This is a genomic window from Kineosphaera limosa NBRC 100340, from assembly GCF_000298215.1.
GTDB classification, from domain to species: domain Bacteria; phylum Actinomycetota; class Actinomycetes; order Actinomycetales; family Dermatophilaceae; genus Kineosphaera; species Kineosphaera limosa.
Map to the genome: position 1 here is coordinate 1 of NZ_BAHD01000028.1, position 20,615 is coordinate 20,615.

Sequence of the window (20,615 nt, forward strand, 5' to 3'; positions counted from 1 at the left end):
CGGGCGGCGCGGCTTGGGCCGCTCGGAGTCGGTGTCGACCGTGCGCGAGATCGTGCCCCGCACGGGGCGAGCCACCGAGCCGCGGCGCAGCAGCGTCGTCGGGGAGCTGGCGCGGCCCAGGTGCGTCACGGCGTCGACGACCTCGTCAGCCTGCTCGCGCGCGGAGTGCAGGGTCGTGGTGGCGCGGTCGCGGGTGCGGTCGGCGGCCTCGTGCGCCACCTTGCTGGCGCGTGCCTGCCCACGGGCCACGGTGCGGCCGGCGCGGTGCAGCAGGTCTTCGGTCTGCTGCACCGGGGCGGGACGGCGCTTGGCGAGGCGCTCGCCGCGGTCGGCCAGCTCGGAGAACTGCTCCTGGCTGCGAACCACGACGTCGAGGGCCTCGTTGAGAGCCAACACCGGCAACTGCCGGGCGCCCCGGGCCATGCGCCGCAGTTCGCCCTTGGCGTCGGTCGTGCTCTCGACGCTGGGCAGCGCCGTCTCGCCGACCGCGTTCGCGCCGATCTCGCGCAGCTTCTCGGCGGCCAGGTCGGTGGCGCCGATCACGGCGTACAGGGGGTTGAGGCCGTAGATGGAACGGCGCTTGGTCGTGCTCATGATTTCGCTCCTTGCTGGGGCCGCTCGGCGGCCGTGCGGGTTCGTGATGTTCGTGTGTTCTTGGGGTTCTTGGCGCGCGCTGCGGCGGAGGGCGGTGCGGCGCGCGGGGCGTCGGCCAGGGTGGCGTCGATGAAGTCGCCGGGGTCGACGAACGAGTCGTAGAGGTCGAGCAGCAGTCGGCGCTGCCGGGCCGTCAGCCGTGGGTCGGCCTCGATGGCGACGCGCGCATCGGGTGCCGCACCGGGTGGCCCGGCAGTACCGGTCCCGTTGGCACCGGTCTCGCTGGTGGCCTCGGCGGCCGCAGCCTGCTCCTGCGCGGTTGGCATGTCGAGTAGGCCAGCCTGCTGGTACAGCGACTCGGCCGAGACCTCCAACCCCTTGGCCAGCGCTTGCAGGATCTCTGCGCTCGGGCGGCGCAGCCCCCGCTCGATCTGGCTCAGGTACGGATTGGAGATGCCCGCCGCCTTGCTCAGTTGGCGGACGGACAACTTGGCGTTCTGCCGCTGCTCACGCAGGTAAGCCCCAAGGTCACGCACCCCGGGAACATGCGCCCCCGACGCGCCGGGCACCCCGGGCAACGTTCGGTTCAGTCGGCTCATACCCCCATTGTGCTTGCAACAGCTAGCGCAATGCAAATCCCTGCAAGCGCCACCCGCTTCCCCACTGCCCTCGACAGTTGCGCTCCCTGCCGACGAACGCGGTCGCAACAGCAACCCACGGCAGGGAGCGCAACCGTCGGCGGGGCCTGGGGCGGCCAGACGAGCGAGCCTGGGGAGGGTCGCGCGGGGACCCGGGAGGGCGGTCGGTTAGCGGCGGGTGATCAGCGTCTGGGCGGCGGCTACGTGGCCGCCGTCGAAGGCGGCGTCCAGCACCGCGTCCGGCGCGGTGTTGCGCTTGATCACCCCGAGCGCGATGGGCCCCTCCTCGTGGTGCCGGGCGACGGTGGTGAGGCGGCCGACCTCGCGGCCATCGACGGTCAGCGCAGTACCTGCGGGAGGCAGCACGTGTCCGGACCCGTCGAGGTGCAGAAACACCAGGCGGCGCGGCGGCCGGCCCAGGTTGTGCACGCGGGCGATGGTCTCCTGCCCGCGGTAGCAGCCTTTGTGCAGGTGCACGGCGGTGCGCAGCCAGTCGAGCTCGTGGGCGATCGTGCGGTGATCGGTCTCCGCGCCGAGCCGGGGCCGCCAGGCAGCCACCCGCGCGGCCTCGGCGGCCCACGTGCCGGCCAGTGGCCGGTCACCGACCCGCTGCGCCAACTCGGCCCGCGGCACGAAAACCTCGCGCCAGGCCGTCCCGACGCCGGGATGCGGGTCGGCGTCGCTGTAGCTGGCGGTGTCCCCGACCGGCCCCGGCCACGGATCCACCCACGCGGGCGGCTCCCCCGGCAGCGACTCGGCTCCGATCGGCTCACCCAGCGTGGCGTGCTGCGCGGTGACGTTCTCGACCTCCACGCGCAGCAGGAAGCGCATGCGATCCAGCCACTCGACGACGGCCGGCGCACTGCCGGGCTCCACCCCGAGCCACGTCGCCTCGCCGTCGTCCACGATGTGCAGCGCGTGCTCGATGTGCCCCTTAGGGCTCAGGATGAGGCTCTCGCGGGAGGTGCGCGGCGGCAGGTCGAGCAGGTGCTGGCTGGTCAACGAGTGCAGCCAGGAGATGCGGTCGGGCCCGGTGATCCGCACCAGGCCGCGGTGGGACAGGTCGACGACCGCCAGGCCCTGCTCCAGCATGCGTTGCTCGCGGACCGGGTCGCCGTAGTGCGCGGCGACGCCCGCGTCGGCTCCTTGCCCCTCGACCGCCCCCGGCCGGCTCAGCAGTTCGGAGTGCAGCGGCGCCAGAGAACCGCTGTCAGGCCCGCTGTCCGGCCCGCTGTCGGATGGGGTCGTCGTCATCAAGCTCAGCCCACCCGCTTGAGCTGCGCCGACACGTGGCTCTGCAGCGGCTGCCCTACGGCCGCCATGTCCATGACCCACATCAGCTGGGAGTCGACGAGACCGTACATCCGCGCGGCGGAGGTGTACTCCTTGGCCGCTGGGGAGCGCAGCACCCCGTCGGTGGCCAGCTCGATCGCCGGCCGCTGCGGATCTCTGCGGCCGACATACATCTCGAGAAAACCGGTCGGGTGGGTCAGCAGCAGCTCGACTTCGCCGTTCTCGAGCACCCGCCAGAAGCCCTCTTCGCGGGCCAGCGGGCGCACCTGGTTGCCCGCCTCGTCCAGGAGCCAGGTGCGGCTGGACATCGCCAGGAAGGCTCGACCGTCGTGCTCGATCGTCAGCTCCTGGCCGAAGTTCGCCGATTCGATCGTCGGATAGCCGACGACCCCGGCGCCCTCCCAGCGGCCGACGAGCCACGCGAGCGGCGCGAGAATGGGGTTCAGGGTCGGGTCGAGTTCGAACACCATGGCCAGTTCTCCCAACTGGTTCGTGACCGGTCAGTGCATGACGGCCATCATGTCAGGGCCGAGCGCGATCCAGGTCAGGGCGTAGGCCAGCACGCCGGGCGCCAGCACGGAGGAGACGCCGCTGGCGATCTGCGCCCGCCGCCCGAACAGCGTGGGCAGCACCGACTGCACCTGCCGCAGCGCGTAGCTCGAGCCGGCGGCCAGCCCCCCGGCCAGCGCGAGCACGGCCAGCGGCAGCTCGGCACCGACGGCGGGGCCGAGCAGCGCGGCGACCAGCGCCCCCAGACCGATCGCCAGCGCGCCCGTCAACGGTCCGCCGCCACCCCAGCGCAGGCCGACATCGGCCAGGCTGGCGACGGCGACTGCGGCGAAGATCGTCACGCTCGTGGCCACCCCCGCAGGACTGGCCGTCAGCAGCAGAACACAGGCCCCGGAGGTCAGCAGGGTGATGCCGGTGATGGAGCCCGAGACCGACTCCACGAGCCGGGGGCGGCCGTCGCGGCGCGCCAACTGGTGCACGAATTCGACGATCATCGCCAGAGCCACCGCTCCGGGGAGCAGCATCGTGCGCGCCTCCTGGGAGAGCACCCCACCGCCCAGGAGGATGAGGCTCGCCCCGGCGAGCACCGCGGTCGTGCCGCGGGGGCTCGGCAGACCCAGCAGCAGCACCCAGCCACCGGCGAGCAGCACCATCGCCAGCCCAGTCACGAGAAACGTCGGGACGGTGCCGAGCGCGACGGCACCGGCCATCAGGGCCGCTCCGATCGCGGCCGTCGCGGTGACGAGCGGGCGCCAGGGGCGGCGCGGCAGCATCAGCGAGTCGGTGCTCGGTTCGTCGGTGGCCACGCCGCGCATCCTGTCAGCCGCCGGCGAAGGGCGGCAACACCTCGAGCGTCGAGCCGGGCTCGAGCCGCTGGCCGTCGCGGGCCGGCACCCCGTCGAGCAGAACCGTCGCGACGGCCAGCACCCGTTCCAGCTCGGGGTGGTCGGCGCGCGCGCCGGCGAGCACCTGCGCCACGGTGCCGACCGGGCGATCCTCCTGCTCCACGCCGGCCGCCGCCTTTGCCGCGGCCCAGTAGCGCACGGTCACGCGGGACTGGTCCTTGCCAGCAGGCGAGGTGGGGGCGTCGGTGCGGGGTCCGGATGAGGTCGACACCAGCCCAGCCTGTCAGGTCGCGCGCCGCCACGCCTCTCCCATCGAAAGTTGCGCTCGCAGCAGCCGCTTGCGGTCGAGGCCGCGACCGTCGGCATGAGCCACACCGTCGGCGGAGGTGAAGCGACTTCGCCTCCCGCATTAGGCTTTGCGCGTGGCCCAACTCGTGCTGATGACCGATGCGCTCGCCCTGAGCGCCGAGGTGTTGCCCGCGTTGGCACTGCTGAACCACCACGTGCGCATCGTGCCCGCAGACACCGCGGCGCTGCTCGACGACAGCGCCGCCGACATCGTCCTCGTCGACGGACGACGCGAGTTGGCCCAGGCCCGCACACTGTGCCGGATGCTCGACATGACCGGCACCTCCGCACCGGTCATCGTCATTCTCACCGAGGGCGGGCTCACGGCCGTCAACGCCGATTGGGCCATCACGGACGTGCTGCTGACCACCGCCGGGCCGGCCGAGGTCGAGGCCCGGCTCCGGCTGGCGGGGGCCCGCCGCCAGGACGTCCACCCCGACGCCGACTCCCCCATCCGCTCCGGTGAACTGCTCATCGACGAACAGGCGTACTCCGCCCGCTTGCGCGGCTCCTCACTCGACCTCACCTACAAGGAGTTCGAGCTGCTGAAGTACCTCGCGCAACACCCCGGCCGGGTGTTCACCCGCGCCCAACTGCTGCAGGAGGTGTGGGGCTACGACTACTTCGGCGGCACCCGCACGGTCGATGTGCACGTCCGGCGCCTGCGCGCCAAGCTCGGCGCCGATCACGAGACGCTGATCGGCACGGTGCGCAACGTCGGCTACCGGTTCGTACCGCAAGAACTACTGGAGGAAGAGTCACCCGAGAACGGCTAGCGCCTCGGCGTGCGCAACCCGCCGCAGCGCGCCACCACTGGCTGACGTGCCGTGATAGTCATGGGCGCATGCTGCGCGCCACCGCCGTCCTCACCGAGCACGAGCAACGCCAGGTGCACGCCCTCATCACCAACGCGCGCATCCAGGACGGGGTGAGCCCGGCCTCGGAGCAGACGCTGCTGCGGCTGCCCGCGACGGGCGCCGGCGAATGGCTGCACCTGCTGTACCAACGCAACGACGACCTGCTCGGCTACGCCCACCTCGACACCAGCGACGCGAACGCGCCGTGGGCCGAGCTCGTCGTCGCACCGCTGAGCCGTCGCAGGGGTATCGGCACCCAGATGCTGCGCGACCTGCAGGAGCGGGCACCGCAGGTGCGGCTGTGGGCGCACGGCTTTCTGCCGTCGACGTCGAACTTCGCGATCACCCGGCGGCTGCGTGTCGTGCGTGAGCTGTGGCAGATGGCGCGCCCGCTGGCCGATCTGCCGCAAGGACGACCCCTGGCGGACGGCTTCGAAGTCAGCACGCTGACTCCGGGCAACGAGCGCGACGAACAGGACTGGGTGCAGGTCAATGCCGCGGCGTTCGCCACGCACCCCGAGCAGGGCCGCATGACCCGCGCCGACTTGCAGGAGCGTCAGGGCGAGCCGTGGTTCGACCCGGCCGGCTTCTTTCTCGTGCGCGACGCCCGCCCAGGCCCCACCAAGGGCAGCCTCGCGGCCTTCCACTGGACAAAGGTGGAGCGCGGCGTCGGCGAGGTCTATGTCGTCGGCGTCGACCCCGCGTACCAGGGTCACGGCCTGGGCACCGCCGTGACGTGGATCGGTCTGAACCACCTGCGCCAGGAGGGGCTGGAGCGGGTGACGCTGTACGTCGACGGCAACAACGCCGCCGCGATCGCCACCTACCGCCGGCTGGGCTTCGAACGCATCGGCCTGGACGTGCAATTGGCGGCCGCGGGAGTTTCCGGGCGGGGCGGGCGATGACACGATGGACGACATGACGACGTCAGCGCGCACGCAGGACAGCTCGGAGTCGGCAGGCACCGAGTACTCCGACGACCCCAGCGGCCTCGGCGCACCTGCCGACACGCCGGACACCGCCGATCTGAACCCTGATCGTCCGCAGAGCGGGGCGACTCCGATCGCCGCGGTCTCGCAGTCCTCCTCGCTGCAGCGCCCGCGCGCCGCGAACGGCCGGTTCGTGAGCCTGGAGGTCGGCCCCACCGCCGGGGAGTCCGCCGCGACCAGCAACGACGAGCTGCCCGCCGATCGCTTCTTGGATCGGGAGGTGTCGTGGCTGCAGTTCAACGAACGCGTGTTGCAGTTGGCCGCCGACCCCGACCAGCCGCTGCTGGAGCGCGCCCGCTTCCTGGCGATCTTCGCCAGCAACCTCGACGAGTTCTTCATGGTCCGCGTCGCCGGCCTCAAGCGCCGGGTCGCCACAGGGCTGGCCGTGCGCTCGGCCTCCGGGCTGGAGCCGCGGGAGGTGTTGGAGTCGATCCACACCGTCTCCGATGCGCTGATGCGAGAGCACGCGGAGGTCTTCCGCGAGGTGGTGCGCCCCGCGCTGGCCGCCAACGACATCCACCTGCTGTCCTTCGACGAGCTCGCGGACACCGAACGCGACAAGCTCTCCGAATGGTTCACCGACCTCGTCTTCCCGGTGCTCACGCCGCTGGCGGTCGACCCGGCGCACCCCTTTCCCTACATCTCGGGTCTGTCGCTGAACCTGGCCGTCGTGCTGGCCAACGCCAAGACCGGCACGGAGCACTTCGCCCGCGTCAAGGTGCCCTCGTTGCTGCCGCGGTTCGTGCGGGTACCCGCCGTCGACACCGACGAGGAGCTGTACTCCGCCCGCTTCGTGCCGCTCGAAGAGGTGATCGCCGCCCACCTGGACATGCTCTTCCCCGGCATGGAGGTGCGCGACCACATCACCTTCCGGGTCACCCGCAACGAGGACCTGGAGGTCGAGGAGGACGACGCCGAGAACCTGCTGACCGCCTTGGAGAAGGAGTTGACGCGACGCCGGTTCGGCCCGCCGGTGCGCCTGGAGGTCGACGAGGACACCGACGACCACGTGCTCGACCTGCTCAAGCGCGAACTGCAGATCAGCACCAAGGAAGTGGTGCGGCTGCCCACGCCCCTGGATCTGCGGGGGCTCAACGCCATCGCCGACCTAGACCGCACGGAGCTGAAGTACCCGGCCTTCGTGCCGCGTACCCACCCCGATCTGGCTCGCGTCGAGAGCGCCAAGGCAGCGAACATCATGGCCGCCGTGCGCACCCAGGACGTGCTCGTGCAGCACCCCTACGACTCGTTCTCCACCTCGGTGCAGGCGTTCATCGAGCAGGCGGCCGCCGACCCCAAGGTGCTCGCCATCAAGCAGACCCTGTACCGCACCAGCGGCGACTCCCCGATCATCGACGCCCTCATCGACGCTGCCGAGGCCGGCAAACAGGTGCTGGCAGTCGTCGAGATCAAGGCCCGCTTCGACGAGCAGAACAACATCGAATGGGCCCGCAAGCTCGAACACTCGGGCGTGCATGTGGTCTACGGCGTCGTCGGCCTGAAGACCCACTGCAAGCTCTCGCTGGTGGTCCGCCAGGAGTCGGAGGGGTTGCGCCGGTACTGCCACGTCGGCACGGGCAACTACCACCCCAAGACGGCGCGGCTGTACGAGGACTTCGGCCTGTTCACCTGCGACCCCAAGGTCGGCGAGGACCTGACCAAGCTGTTCAACCAGCTCTCCGGCTGGGCGCCGCGCAGCAAGTACAAGCGGCTGCTGGTGGCGCCGCGCTCGCTGCGCTCGGGCCTGCTGGAGCGCATCGACGAGCAGATCCAGCGGGTCCGCGAGGGGCAAGAGGGATATGTCGGCATCAAGGTCAATTCGATGGTCGACGAGGCGCTCATCGACGCGTTGTACCGCGCCTCGCAGGCCGGCGTGCGGATCGACGTGCTGGTGCGCGGCATCTGCGCGCTGCGTCCCCGCGTGCCCGGGCTCAGCGAGAACATCGAGGTGCGCTCGATCCTCGGGCGCTTCCTGGAGCACAGTCGCGTGTTCGTCTTCGGACTGCAGGGTGAGGGCGGGGTGTACATCGGCAGCGCCGACATGATGCATCGCAACCTGGACCGGCGCGTCGAGACGCTCGTGCGGATCAGCGACCCGCGCCACGTCGAAGACCTCGTGCGCGTGGTCCGCCGCGGTATGAGCGACACGACCTCCAGCTGGCATCTGACCGGCGAGGGTCGCTGGCATCGGCACAACCGCGGCAACGACGGGGAGCCCCTGACCGACCTGCAGACCGCCCTGATCACCGAGCACGGGCGCCGCCGCCGCCGGCCCCGGTCGCGCTGAGCGGCGCTGACCCAGGCTGGCTCGGACTGCGTCGACGACACAGCGCCGATACCGTCAGCTCACCCACAAGACACCCACATCGGGCTCACGACAGGCGATCATCAGCATCGGATTAACAGCAGACCGTTGATTAACTTGGGGGGCATCTTCTGTGAGCAAGGGCGAACGCCTGATCGCCGCGGCCGGAGCCGTGCCGTGGCGGATCCGTTCCGGCAAACTGCAGGTCGCGCTGGTCCACCGCCCGCGCTACGACGACTGGTCGTGGCCCAAGGGCAAGCTCGACCCGGGCGAGGACTGGCCGGTCGCCGCGGTGCGGGAGGTCTGGGAGGAGACCGGCCTGCGGGTCCGCCTGGGCATCCCGCTACCCGAAGCCCACTTCCGCATCGGTGCCACCAACACCCGCAAACACGTGCTGTATTGGGCTGCCGAGATCACCGGCGGCCGCGGGGAACTGTGCAACGAGGTCGATGAGGTGCGTTGGCTGACGCCCAAGCAGGCCCGCAGCCAACTCAGCTACGCGCGGGACCGCGAACAGTTGGACGCCCTGGTCAAGGCGCACGGCAACGCTCGCCTCGGGGTGCGCCCGTTCGCGGTCGTGCGCCACGCCAAGGCCGTGCCGCGCCGCAAGTGGAAACACGAGCCGGACTGGCTGCGTCCCCTGGACGAGCAGGGCTTCGCCGAGGCCGAGCACATGGTCGACGTGCTCCGCGCCTACGGCGTGACCCGCCTGTTGTCGTCCAGCGCGACCCGTTGCCTGCAGACGCTGCAGCCGTACGCCACAGCGGCGGCGCTGCCGTTGGAGACCAGCTACGCGCTCTCCGAGGAGAGCTACGAGAAGCGGCCGAAGCACGCCATCAAGGCGATGCGCCGGCACCTGCACGGGCCTCGCCCCGGGGCCATCTGTTCACACGGACCCCTCCTGCCCGAGCTGCTGAGCACGTTGGCCGCCGACGCCAAGGGCAGCGCCCGCGGCACCCTGCGCGACGCCGCGGAGAGCAACCTGGAGAAGGGCGAGATCGTCTTCGGCCATCTCGACCGCAAGAACCGCATCGTCGCCGTCGAACGCATCCCGCCGCACCGGCCCTGACCGGCCCTGACCGGCCCGCACCGGACGGGCCGCGGGCCGGCGAGTTTTCTCGCGGGATGTGGGAACACTCCCAGACCTGCGATAGTTGTTCCCATCGTGCGCCGGGCCGCGGTAGCCCCGGGTCCCAACATAAGCCGCTACGAGCGGCCACGCGCCGTGAGGCGCTCCCGGCCCGGCGCACGACGCAGAACGTAGCGGCGCCCACCAGCTCTTGGCTGGTGGGCGCCGCTGTCGTTGGGGTCGTTGGCGCGGCCGCGGCTACTTCGAGCAGTCCTTGGCGTGCACTAGGTAGTCGTCGGTCGCCTTCTCCCTCGCGCGCCGCCCCGGGCCCTCCCAGCCGCACGCGGGGCAGGCGCCGTAGCTGAAGTTGCCGCGCTCCACGTAGGTGAGCACCTCGACGTCGGCCTTCTTCGCGGCCTTGATGTCGGCCTTACCGGGCTCTACGAGCCCCGGCGTGCCGTCGAAGCGCTTGGTGAGCCGCTTGAACAGCTTCTTGTGGCCCTTGCGGGCATCCTTGGTATCGGCCACCGGTCTGTTACTCCATCCCTGGGTTCGAGACGTCCCGTCCGCAGGCTGCGACGGAGCGACCACGATAGCCCCTGCGGCTGACTCCCACGACCCCTACCGGTTCCAGAGACGCCGAGAGGCCCGGCCCCCAAGGGGACCGGGCCTCCCCCTGTCGTCGATCAGCCGAAGCGGCCGGAGATGTAGTCCTCCGTCGCCTTCTGCGTCGGGTTGTTGAAGACCTTGGTGGTGTCGTCGAACTCGACGAGCTGGCCGGGCTTGCCGGTGCCCTCGATGTTGAAGAAGCCGGTCTTGTCGCTGACGCGAGCGGCCTGCTGCATGTTGTGCGTCACGATGACGATCGTGTAGTTCTCCTTGAGCTCACCGATGAGGTCTTCGACGGCAAGCGTGGAGATCGGGTCCAGCGCCGAGCACGGCTCGTCCATCAACACGACGTCCGGCTTGACGGCGATCGTGCGCGCGATGCACAGGCGCTGCTGCTGACCACCGGAGAGACCCGAGCCGGGCTTGTCGAGGCGGTCCTTGACCTCGTTCCACAGGTTGGCGCCGCGCAGCGAGGACTCCACGAGGTCATCCGAGTCGCTCTTCTTCATGCGGCGGTTGTTCAGGCGCTGACCGGCGATGACGTTTTCGTAGATCGACATCGTCGGGAACGGGTTGGGCTTCTGGAAGACCATGCCGACCTTGCGGCGCACCTGCACCGGGTCGACACCCTTGCCGTAGATGTTCTGCTCGTCGATGGTCACATTGCCCTGGCAGTAGGCGCCGGGGATGACCTCGTGCATGCGGTTCAGCGACCGCAGGAAGGTCGACTTACCGCAACCCGACGGGCCGATGAGGGCCGTGACCGACCGCGGCTCGATGAAGACGTCGACATCCTTCACGGCGAGAAAGTCGCCGTAGTAGATGTTGAGGTCCTTGACGTCGATGCTCTTCGACATGGTGTGCTCTATTCCTTCCGGGGCTTACGGGTCAGCGCCCGGTCTTGGGGGCGAAGAACTTGGAGATCAGTCGCGCGACGATGTTCAACGTCATGACGATGAGGATGAGGACGAGCGCAGCCGTCCACGCCCGCTCGAGGAACGGCTCCGGCGGAATGCCCGGCACCTTGTACTGGTAGTACGCGAACACCGGCAGGGTGGCCATGCGGCCGCTGAACGGGTTGAGGTTGACCCCAGTAGTAATACCGACGGTGACCAGCAGCGGGGCCGTCTCACCGATGACGCGGGCGATGGCCAGTGTCACGCCGGTCGCGATGCCCGCCAGGGCGGTAGGAATGACGACCTTGACGATCGTCAGCCACTTCGGCACCCCGAGTGCGTAGGAGGCTTCCCGCAGTTCGTTCGGCACGATCCGCAGCATCTCCTCAGTACTGCGCACGACCGTCGGAATCATGAGCACCGTTAGCGCCGTGGCGCCGATGATGCCGGCACGGGCGCCGGGGCCGAAGACCAGCACGAACAGCGCGTAGGCGAAGAGACCGGCGACGATCGAGGGGATACCGGTCATGACGTCGACGAAGAACGTCAGCGCGCGCGACAATCGGTTCTTCTTGCCGTACTCCACGAGGTAGATCGCGGCGAGGATGCCCACTGGGATCGAGACGACCGCGGCAAGCGCCGTGATAATGAGCGTGCCCATGATCGCGTGGTAGGCGCCGCCACCCTCGCCGATGATTCCGCGCATGGACATCGTGAAGAAGTCGACGTCGAAGCGCTTGTAACCCTGCTGGATGACCTCGATGACGACTGAGACCAGCGGCAGCAGCGCCAGCGCGAACATCGTGGTGACGACGCCGGTGACGAGACGATCGACGGCGTGCCGCGGACCCTCGATCGAGCGGGAAGCCGCGTAGATCGCGATGCAGTAGATGATTGCGGAGAGCGCCACTAGCCCAACGGGGTTGAGGCCCCAGCCGAACAGGAACGAGAGCGTCACGCCGGCGAGAACTGCGCCGGCGATGATGCCGCGGCGAGCGTTCAATGACAAGGTTCCGTGCGCCATGCCCTGGCCCTGCTTACCCTGCCCATCTCCTGCGCCATTGCCTCCGGTGGGACGGGTCATCGACGGGCGTCGGGTAGCTGTCTTAGCGTCGGTGTCGCGATTCATCGTCGTTTCCGTGCGGTCGGTGTCAGTCATGTCAGTTCGCTCCCGAGAATTCGGAACGTCGGGAGACGATCCATCGGGCGACCATGTTGACCGCAAGGGTCAGGGCGAAGAGCACGAGACCAGAGGCGACGAGTGCGTTGACCGCCAGGCCGCTGGACTCGGGGAACTGCAGGGCGATGTTGCCGGCGATCGTAGCCGGGTTCGCCGAGCCGATGAGGTTGAACGTGATCACGTTGGACACCGAGAGGATGATGGCGATCGCCATCGTCTCACCGAGCGCCCGGCCCAGGCCGAGCATCGCGCCGGAGATGACACCGGACTTGCCGAACGGGATGACCGACATCTGGATCATCTCCCAGCGAGTTGCGCCGAGGGCCAGCGCGGCCTCCTCGTGCAGCCGTGGGGTCTGCAGGAAGACCTCGCGGTTCACGGCCGTCATGATCGGCAAGATCATGACCGCCAAAACGATGCCGATGACCAGCATGGTTCGTCCCGTAGCACTCGGGGGGCCGGCGAAGAACGGCAGGAAGCCCAAGTACGTGTTGAGCCACTGGCTGATGGCGACCGAGGCCGGCGCGATGACGGCCAGGCCCCACAGGCCGTACACGAGGCTGGGCACCGCGGCCAGCAGGTCCACCAGGTAGCCCAGGGTCTGCGCCAGGCGGCGGGGGGCGTAGTGGCTGATGAACAGAGCGATGCCGATCGCCAGCGGCGTCGCGATGGCCAAGGCCAAAGTCGCCGAGATCACGGTTCCGAACAGTAGGGGCGCAACGTAGGCCCATAGGCCGTTGCCACCGGGAAGGGCGGCTGGGTCGGCCACCAGCGCCGGCCAGGCCTGCCACAGTAGGAAGGCTGCGACGCCGGCCAGGATGGCGAGAATGAAGATTCCCGAGCCGGTGGCTGCACCCGCAAAGATCTTGTCGCCGGGGCGGGTCACCGCTTTTTCGGGCCCAGCGGTCTGCGTTGTCACGTCGTTCTCTCTCGTGGCAGGGATAGCGAAAGCTGAAGGGGTACGGAGCCCCGAGTGCCTGCCAGGCCCGGCGATGCTGGGGTGACCAGCGTCGCCGAGCCTGGCAGAGCGTTAGCCATACCGGATCGTCAGCCGCCGGCAGAAATCTGGTTGATGCCCTTCATGGCGTTCTCGCGGGTGGTCGCGGAGATCGGGGCAGAGCCGGCGGCCTCAGCGGCGGCCTGCTGGCCATCTTCGCTGACGATGTAGGTCAGCCATGCCTTGACCAGGTCAGCGGTGCTCTGGTCGGAGTACTTCGTGCACGCCTCGGTGTAGGCGACGAGGACGATCGGGTAGGCGCCCGCCTCCTTGGTGTCGCGCTGGATGTCGATGGCGTAGGAGAACTCCGGATGACCCTCGGGGCGCTTGGAGGCGTCGACGACCTTGGCGGCCGCCTCGGCGGTGTACGCCACGTACTCGTCGCCGACCTTGATCTTGGCGTGGTGCAGCGAACCGATCTGACTCGCGTCGGCGTAGCCGATCGCGCCGGCCCCGGAGGTGATGGCCTGCACAACACCGGTCGTGCCGTTACCGGCCTCGCCACCGGTGACGGGCCAGTCGCCGGACGCCTCGTGCGTCCACTCCTGCGGCGCGGCCTTGTTGAGGTAGTCGGTGAAGTTCTCCGTGGTGCCCGATTTGTCGGAGCGGTGCACCGGAGTGATGTTCGTGGCCGGCAACGTCACGCCCGGGTTGTCAGCGGCAATGGCCGGGTCATTCCAAGTGGTGATCTTGCCGTCGAAGATCTTGGCCAGGGTCACGGGGTCGAGCTGTAGGTTGTCGACACCGTCGAGGTTGTAGGCGATGGCGATCGGCGAGATGTAGGCGGGGAACTCGATGAGTTCGCCACAGGCGGCCGGCACTTGGCCCAGCTCGTCCTTGTCCAGGTAGGCGTCCGTACCGGCGAACTGCACGCCACCGGCGAGGAACTGCTGGCGACCTGCCCCCGAGCCCTGCGGGTCGTAGTTGACGGTTGCGTCCGGGTTGGCACCTTCGAACTTGGCCTTCCACGCGGCAACCGCCGCAGCCTGCGAGCTCGCGCCCACGCCCGAGATCGTGCCCGACGCGCCGGCTGCGGCCGCCGCTCCGGTCCCGCCCTCGGCAGCGGGCTGCTCGTTGGCGGCGCCGCAGGCGGCCAGGCCGAAGACAAGGGCGAAGGCGGCGGTAGCGGTGGTGCCACGCAGAACGGTCTGCTTCACGGTTGTGCCTCTCTAGAGTCGATCCGTCACAGTCCCGGAGGCAGCGTCAGTGGCTCACCCCCCGGAGCGGTCACATCGCACAATGGTGGGACCGGGTGAAGCGTTGTGGCGCGAATAGTGAACGCCAGGTGAACGAGATTTGGACATTCGCCCAGAGACCGGTCGGCCGGCTCCGAATCTCAGCGCAACGGCCCTTGTGGGCACGTGTCAGGTCAGCCGAACTCGCCGGCGCGCCAGCGACGTGCCCCTGCCTCGAGGTCCTCCGCCGTCGTCAGCATCGCCGCGGCTCGGCGCAACTCCTGCGACCATCCCATTCCCGCCGGCCCAGCCGCTGGGTCGCTGGTCAGACCCGCTCCGACGCCAGGCCCCGCGACGCCAGGCCCCGCGACGCCAGGTCCTGCGGCATCGGGCGCCGCGGCATCGGGCGCCGACGCGGCGTCGACTCCGTACTCCTCCCGTGCGCCGCGGCCGGCGGCCACGACACGGCAGAAGGCTCCGGCCCGATGCAGGGCCACCCCCAGGTCGCCGTCGAAGACACCGCGCAGGATCTCGTCGGCCAGGTGCTGCAGCTCCTGCGGGCCCGGGGGCGATGCGGCGCCCGCGACGACCCCGTCGACGTCGGCGAAGCGCAGGCCCTCGGTGTAGTCCGCGCTGGCTCCGGCCGGGTCGCGCAGCACCCACTCGCGCAGCACGTACAGCCGCCACAGCAGGCCGGGCAGACTGCGCGCCGGTCGTTGCGACCACAGCTGCGCCAACGTGGAGAGGCCGATCTCGTCGACGATCGTCACGAGCCGCTGCGTGACCTGCGGGTCGTCACTGGCCCGCCCCGCGTGCACGAGCGCAGCGGCCGACTCGTCGGCCACCGCGATGATGACCGCCGGGTCGAGGCTCTCGGCGGCGAACATCTCCATCATCTGCGGCGTCAGCCGGCTTGGGCGGCGGGGCCGGCCGGGCTCTAGGTTGCTCATCGTGTGCTCATAGCGACCTCAGCCGGCGCGCGCCGGGCCCACGATCGCCACGCTGTGCCCGGGCAGGCGCAGCCGGCCGTCGACGTTGGCCACGGTCGGGTCCAGCGCCAGCAACACGACTCCGTCGGGCCCCTCCGGCAGACCGACCTCCACCTCCACCGGCTCGGGGTCGAGGTTGACCGCGACGCGGTGCCGGCCACGAACCACGACGAACGCCCAGGGCGTCGAGCCGGGCTCCACCTCGATCGCCGCCAGGTCGCCGTCGCACAGGTCCGCGCGGGCGCGGCGCAGCGTGATGAGCGCCCGGTACCAGTCGAGCATCACACCGTGCTCGCCCTGTTCGCGCTCCTCCCAGCGCAACACGCTGACGTCGCGGGTCGCCGGGTCCTGCGGATCCGGCACCGACTCCGGCTCCCAGCCGTGGGACTCGAACTCCGCACGGCGGCCCTGGCGGATCAGCTCGCCGAGCTCGTCGTTGTGGTCGGTGAAGAACTGCCACGGCGAACTGGCCGACCACTCCTCCCCCATGAACAGCATCGGGGTGTACGGGCCGGTCAACAGCAGCGCGACCCCGCAGCGCAGCAGCCGAGAATCGACGCTGTGGGCGAGCCGGTCACCCGTGCGCCGGTTGCCCACCTGGTCGTGGGTCTGCAGGGAGACGACGAAGGCCGAGCCGTCGACCAGGCTCGGATCGACCGGACGCCCGTGCGTCCGACCGCGGAAGGTCGAGTAGGTGCCGGCGTGCAGAAACGGCGTGGTGAGCAACCGGGGCAGCACGGCCGGGTCGGCGAAGTCGGCGTAATAGCCCTGAGTCTCGTCGGTCAGCGCCACGTGCAGGGCGTGGTGCACGTCGTCGGCCCACTGGCCGTCGATGCCCAGCCCCCCGCGTTCGCGGGCGATGACCGTGCGCATGTCGTTGCGGTCGGACTCGGCGACGAGCACGAGCGACCGGCCGAGCTCCTCCTCCAAGTCGTCGACCGCGGCGGCGAGCTCCTCCAGAATCGGCAACGCCCGCTCGTCGTGCAGCTCGTGCACCGCGTCGAGGCGTAGCCCGTCGAGGTGGAAGTCGCGCAGCCAGCCCAGCACGTTGTCGATGAGGAAGCCCCGCACCGGGTCGCTGTCGGGGCCGTCGAGGTTGACGCCCTGGCCCCAAGGGGTCTCGTGCCGGTCGGTGAAGTACGGGCCGAACATGCCCAGGTAGTTGCCGTCGGGGCCAAGATGGTTGTAGACGACGTCAAGGAAGACGGCCAGCCCGCGGGCGTGCGCCGCATCGACGAAACGCTGCAGTGCGGCCGGGCCTCCGTAGGGTTCGTGGACCGCGTACAGACCCACGCCGTCGTAGCCCCAGCCGTTGCGCCCGGGGAAGGTGTTCACGGGCATCAGCTCGACGATGTCGACACCGAGTTCGACCAACCGGTCCAGCTTCTGCGTCGCCGCATCGAGCGTGCCCTGGGACGTGAACGTGCCGACGTGCAGCTCGTAGATGATCGAGCCGTGCAGCTCGACGCCCTCCCAGTCGTCGTCGGACCACTCGTGCTCGGCAAGGTCGTACACCTGAGCCGGCGCGTGGGGACCGTCGGGCAGGCGCAGCGCCCGCGGGTCCGGCACCCACGGGCCGTCGTCGACGGCGAAGTCGTACCGGGAGCCGGTGGCGGCGGTCAGCGGTGACGTCCACCACCCATGCACGTCGCGGGTCATCGCCGCGACCTGATCGTCGACCCGCACCTGCACCACGTCGGCGCTCGGCCCCCACACGCGGGGCGTGAACCAGCGCGTGCCCGACCCCGCCGGGTCGTGCGAGGCGGTGGCGCGGCGCTCTGGGTCCGCAGCGCCGCCCGCGATGGAGGCGGTCGTGCTGGTGTGGGAAGTGCTCACTGCCTGGCCCTCATCCTCGATTGCTGGTCTTGCAGGGTACGTCGCCAGCGGGCCGGTGTGCCGCCGCCGCCCGCGGACGCGACCGCTCACAGGCTGCGCAGCACCGCCACCGGGTGCTGGGCGAACACCTGCGCGCAGTCGACCTCCCCCTCGTAGCGCCGCTGCGTCAACACATCGAGCCACGCGCCGGGCGGCAGGCTGACGCTGCGGTCGGCCCAGCCACCCGCGGCGCGCAGCCGCGCCGGGGCGTTGACGACGAGCGTGACGACCGCCGCGTCTGCGCCGGGGGCGCCCGCCACGGCAGCGGAGCCCCGCACGTACCCGAACACGTGCTCGTCGGTGTCCAGCGGGGTGAACCCGCCCGCGAACACCTCCGGCAGGTCGCGGCGCAGGCGCAGCACGCTGGCGGTCAACCAGAGCTTCTCCGCGTCGAGGTAGCTCACGGGCAACTCTTCGGTCGCACGCTCGAGGCCGGCAGTGCCGTCGGCCGCATCGAGGCGCTCCAGCAGCCGCAGCCGCAGGTCGTAGTCGACCGGTCGGCGATTGTCCGGATCGACGAGCGAGAGGTCGACCAGTTCGCAGCCCTGGTAGGTGTCGGGCACCCCCGGCATCGTCAACGCGAGGGCCTTCTGACCCAGCACGGTGGCGCGCACGGCCTCGCTGTTCTGCGCCAGCGCCGCCGCCACCGCGTCGTGCACCGGACCGTCGTCGCGCACCTCGTGCGCGAAGGCCAGCACCCGCTGCTCGTAGTCGGGGTCGCCGTCGACCCACGCGGTGTGCTGCTTGGCCTCCCGCAGGGCCTTGACGAGGTACTCGTCGAGACGATCGCTGCTGATGGCGCCGACGCCGAGGATCGTCTGCCACAGGAAGTGCGCCGTCGGGCCGTCGACGCTCTCCCGCTGCGCCCACTCCAGGGCGGCCGCAGAGCAGCGCTGCCACGCCTGCGGGTCGCCGGCCACCGCGAGCAGGCGGGCGCGCACGTCTTCGCTGCGCTTGGTGTCGTGGGTCGAGAGCGTCGTCATCCCGTCGGGCCAGTGCGCCACCTGCCGGGCCGACCAGGCGTTGAGCAGGTCCCGCCCGCTGCGCGGACCCTCCTCCGGCCGGTCCAGGTCGAGCGGGTCGCCGCCGACCTCGTTGAGCGCGATGAGCCGGTGCCAGCGGTAGAACGTCGTGTCCTCGATGCCCTTGGCCATCACCGGGCCCCACGTCTGCTGCAGCCGGACCGCGAAGTCCAGCGCGGCCGGATCGTCGTCGCCGGGGTGGGTCAGCGGGCGCAGCGCCTCCACCTCGGTGCGCAGATCGGGGCGCTCGGCCCGGGCGCGGGCGAACGCGTCGTCGAGGCGGCCCAGCGCCTCGGGAGAGACAGCCTCGTCGGGGCGCACGTAGGCCCGGTAGACCTCGCCGGCGACGAGCAACTCGACGATCGCGGCGCGCAGCCGCTCCGGGTCCAGGCTCGGGTTGACCTCGCGGGCCCGACGGGTCAGCCGCTCGACCTCCGGGACCAGCGACTGGGCGACGACCTGCCGCTTGGCGGCCGCCACCGCCTCCTCGATGTCGGCGTCACCACCGGCGGCCCGCCACGTGGCCGTCAGGACCGGTTCGGCCATCGTGTCGACGAGCGCCGCCTGCACGACCCGCATCGCGTCGTAGCCGGTGGTGCCGGCGCAGTGCCAGTCCTGCGGCAGCTCTTCGCTGCCCTCGAGGATCTTCTCGACCCACACGAGCGTGCCCGGTCGGCTGGCCTGCCGCAGTTGGTCGAGGTAGCCGGTCGGGTCGGCCAGGCCGTCGGGATGGTCGATGCGGAAGCCGTCGATGAGCCCGGCGTGGTTGAGTTCGAGCAGCAGCTCGTGGGTGGCCTCGAAGACCTCGGGCAGCTCGACGCGCACCGCGATGAGGCCGTCGACCTCGAAGAACCGCCGGTAGTTCAGCGAGTCGTCCTTGTCGCGCCAGTTCGTCAGCCGGTAGTGCTGGCGGTCCAGCACGGCCCGCACCGTCGGCTCGTCCTTGTCGCCGGGTTGCGCCTCCCCCTCGGTGCCGAGGGCGATCGGGTAGACGTGCTCGTGGTAGCGCACCACGAGGGCGGGTGCGGCCTCCAGTCCGTCGTGCACGGCCGGCGGGTCGGGGATCTGGTCGATGACCAGCTCGCCGTTCTCCAGCACGGTCGACAGGTCGTCACCGAGCACCGGCAGGCCGAGCCGCCCGCCGCCGGCCTTCCAGTCGATGTCGAACCACGACGCGGTCTTGGCGTCACGGCCGTCGCGCAGCACGTACCACAGCGGCAGGTTGGCCGACTCCGGCGCCACGAACGCCATGTGGTTGGGCACGACATCGACGACGATGCCCATGCCGTGCTCGCCGGCGGTCCGCGCGAGGTGCTCGAAGCCGACGCGACCGCCGAGGCGCGGGTTGATGCGGGTGTGGTCGACGACGTCGTACCCGTGCATCGAGCCGGCGACGGCCAGCAGGATCGGCGACAAGTAGAGGTGCGACACCCCGAGCCTGGCCAGGTAGGGCACGATCCGCTCGGCGTCGGCGAAGCCGAACCCACCGTGCATCTGGAGGCGGTAAGTAGAGGTGACGGGCATGGTTCAGTGAACTCCAGAGGTGCCGGGAATCTCGCACCGGTCGTGGCGAGCCGCGGACGGGCCATACCGTCCACAAGCGCCGTCGCGGCCGCGGTCGGGGGCTACGCTACCGACCCCGCGCAACGCGTGCGACTGGGTGGGGTGACCGCGATCACGCGCCCACCCTCGACGCGGCGGTCAGCGAGTGCCCGCGCGGCCCGTCGACCACCCGAGGCGGCCCCCGGTGAGAGCGCTCAGGCTGAGAGCCCTCAGGCTGAGCGCAACGACACGTGCGGCTGCGCGGCCAGGGCCGAGGCGGCCAGGTCGAAGACGAGTTCGACCTCGAACCGAGAGGGGTCGACATCCAGGCGCCGGCGCACCCCGGAGCGGCGGAAGCCGTGGTCCTCGAAGCGGGCCAGCAGGTCGTGCCGGTCCTCCCCGATGCCGACGACCACCGCCTCCGCGCCGTGCAGACCCGCCCAGGCTGCCACTCGCTCGAGCAGCAACGCCTCGGTCTCGAGGTCACCGTGCCGGGCGTACAGATGTGAGACGAAGGCGTGCCGGTCACGCGCCAGGTCGTCGAAGTAGCCGCAGACGAAGCCGAGCCAGCGCCCGCCCGCGTCGATGAGCGCCTCCGCGAAACAGTCGAGGCCCGTCAAGGCCTTGGCCCTGGCCCGCCATTGCGACTGCGTCAATCCACTGGCGTCCTCGATGGTCTCGACGTCGTCACTCGGCTGCGCCGCAGACATGTCGAGCCAGACCCCGCGCAACTCCCGCCACTCGTCCTCAGACACGGCGGCGAAACGAAAGTCATTCTGCTCCACAGGAACACGGTAAGTCGCCTGACCTGGACGTGCCAACCAGTTCGCCGGTGCGCCCCCGATCAACCGTGTGGTCTGAGTCTCACTTCAGCCGGCTGAT

19 protein-coding genes are annotated in these 20,615 nt (G+C 70.3%); 4 read left to right on the top strand and 15 right to left on the bottom strand.

What is annotated here, in order from left to right:
* The 6 genes from KILIM_RS09130 to KILIM_RS09155 all read right to left on the bottom strand — a co-directional run.
* Positions 1–594: hypothetical protein (locus KILIM_RS09130; protein WP_006592379.1), on the bottom strand; the 594-nt coding region annotated here is incomplete at its 3' end.
* Positions 591–1,193, bottom strand: coding sequence for a helix-turn-helix domain-containing protein (locus KILIM_RS09135; RefSeq protein ID WP_006592380.1), 603 nt, complete (start codon positions 1,191–1,193; stop codon positions 591–593). The genes KILIM_RS09135 and KILIM_RS09130, both read right to left, overlap by 4 nt.
* A 207-nt stretch (positions 1,194–1,400) precedes the next feature.
* Complete coding sequence (gene ygfZ, locus KILIM_RS09140; protein ID WP_006592381.1) at positions 1,401–2,486, bottom strand: CAF17-like 4Fe-4S cluster assembly/insertion protein YgfZ; 1,086 nt, start codon at positions 2,484–2,486, stop codon at positions 1,401–1,403.
* 5 nt (positions 2,487–2,491) lie between these two features.
* Positions 2,492–2,995: a heme-binding beta-barrel domain-containing protein gene (locus tag KILIM_RS09145; protein ID WP_006592382.1), complete on the bottom strand. Its 504-nt coding sequence runs from the start codon at positions 2,993–2,995 to the stop codon at positions 2,492–2,494.
* Between the two features lie 30 nt (positions 2,996–3,025).
* Positions 3,026–3,841 (bottom strand): hypothetical protein, encoded by an 816-nt coding sequence (locus tag KILIM_RS09150; RefSeq protein WP_006592383.1) that lies wholly within the window; start codon positions 3,839–3,841, stop codon positions 3,026–3,028.
* Positions 3,842–3,854: 13 nt separating this feature from the next.
* Positions 3,855–4,151: a MoaD/ThiS family protein gene (locus KILIM_RS09155; protein WP_255247632.1), complete on the bottom strand. Its 297-nt coding sequence runs from the start codon at positions 4,149–4,151 to the stop codon at positions 3,855–3,857.
* 151 nt (positions 4,152–4,302) lie between these two features.
* Between KILIM_RS09155 and KILIM_RS09160 the strand changes: the two genes are divergently transcribed.
* The 4 genes from KILIM_RS09160 (at position 4,303) to KILIM_RS09175 (ending at position 9,448) form a co-directional block, all read left to right on the top strand.
* Positions 4,303–5,004 carry a winged helix-turn-helix transcriptional regulator gene (locus KILIM_RS09160; protein WP_040562812.1) on the top strand — a complete coding sequence of 234 codons (702 nt, stop codon included), beginning with the start codon at positions 4,303–4,305 and terminating at the stop codon, positions 5,002–5,004.
* Positions 5,005–5,072: 68 nt separating this feature from the next.
* Positions 5,073–5,990: a mycothiol synthase gene (mshD, locus tag KILIM_RS09165; protein WP_006592386.1), complete on the top strand. Its 918-nt coding sequence runs from the start codon at positions 5,073–5,075 to the stop codon at positions 5,988–5,990.
* A 4-nt stretch (positions 5,991–5,994) separates the two neighbouring features.
* On the top strand, positions 5,995–8,361 hold the full coding sequence (locus tag KILIM_RS09170; RefSeq protein WP_006592387.1) for an RNA degradosome polyphosphate kinase: 2,367 nt from the start codon (positions 5,995–5,997) through the stop codon (positions 8,359–8,361).
* 151 nt (positions 8,362–8,512) lie between these two features.
* Positions 8,513–9,448 (top strand): NUDIX hydrolase, encoded by a 936-nt coding sequence (locus KILIM_RS09175; RefSeq protein WP_006592388.1) that lies wholly within the window; start codon positions 8,513–8,515, stop codon positions 9,446–9,448.
* A gap of 258 nt (positions 9,449–9,706) precedes the next feature.
* Here KILIM_RS09175 and KILIM_RS09180 read toward each other — a convergent pair whose 3' ends face one another.
* The 9 genes from KILIM_RS09180 to KILIM_RS09220 all read right to left on the bottom strand — a co-directional run bounded on the left by KILIM_RS09180 (position 9,707) and on the right by KILIM_RS09220 (position 20,488).
* Positions 9,707–9,976, bottom strand: coding sequence for a hypothetical protein (locus KILIM_RS09180; RefSeq protein ID WP_006592389.1), 270 nt, complete (start codon positions 9,974–9,976; stop codon positions 9,707–9,709).
* Positions 9,977–10,134: 158 nt separating this feature from the next.
* Positions 10,135–10,914, bottom strand: coding sequence for a phosphate ABC transporter ATP-binding protein PstB (gene pstB, locus KILIM_RS09185; RefSeq protein ID WP_006592390.1), 780 nt, complete (start codon positions 10,912–10,914; stop codon positions 10,135–10,137).
* A gap of 31 nt (positions 10,915–10,945) precedes the next feature.
* The gene (pstA, locus tag KILIM_RS09190) at positions 10,946–11,977 is read right to left on the bottom strand and encodes a phosphate ABC transporter permease PstA (RefSeq protein WP_246308455.1); all 1,032 of its coding nucleotides are present in this window, start codon (positions 11,975–11,977) and stop codon (positions 10,946–10,948) included.
* Between the two features lie 136 nt (positions 11,978–12,113).
* Positions 12,114–13,052, bottom strand: a complete 939-nt coding sequence (pstC, locus tag KILIM_RS09195) for a phosphate ABC transporter permease subunit PstC (protein WP_006592392.1) — start codon at positions 13,050–13,052, stop codon at positions 12,114–12,116.
* Between the two features lie 128 nt (positions 13,053–13,180).
* The gene (gene pstS / locus KILIM_RS09200) at positions 13,181–14,287 is read right to left on the bottom strand and encodes a phosphate ABC transporter substrate-binding protein PstS (RefSeq protein ID WP_006592393.1); all 1,107 of its coding nucleotides are present in this window, start codon (positions 14,285–14,287) and stop codon (positions 13,181–13,183) included.
* Between the two features lie 212 nt (positions 14,288–14,499).
* A complete protein-coding gene (locus KILIM_RS09205) occupies positions 14,500–15,255 on the bottom strand; it encodes a hypothetical protein (protein WP_006592394.1) in 756 nt (251 codons plus the stop codon).
* 18 nt (positions 15,256–15,273) lie between these two features.
* Entirely contained in the window at positions 15,274–17,130 is a 1,857-nt protein-coding gene (gene treZ, locus KILIM_RS09210; RefSeq protein ID WP_006592395.1) for a malto-oligosyltrehalose trehalohydrolase, read from the bottom strand.
* A gap of 86 nt (positions 17,131–17,216) precedes the next feature.
* Positions 17,217–19,715, bottom strand: coding sequence for a malto-oligosyltrehalose synthase (treY, locus tag KILIM_RS09215; protein WP_006592396.1), 2,499 nt, complete (start codon positions 19,713–19,715; stop codon positions 17,217–17,219).
* Positions 19,716–19,963: 248 nt separating this feature from the next.
* Positions 19,964–20,488 carry a hypothetical protein gene (locus KILIM_RS09220; RefSeq protein ID WP_169330751.1) on the bottom strand — a complete coding sequence of 175 codons (525 nt, stop codon included), beginning with the start codon at positions 20,486–20,488 and terminating at the stop codon, positions 19,964–19,966.
* Positions 20,489–20,615 lie beyond the last annotated feature (127 nt).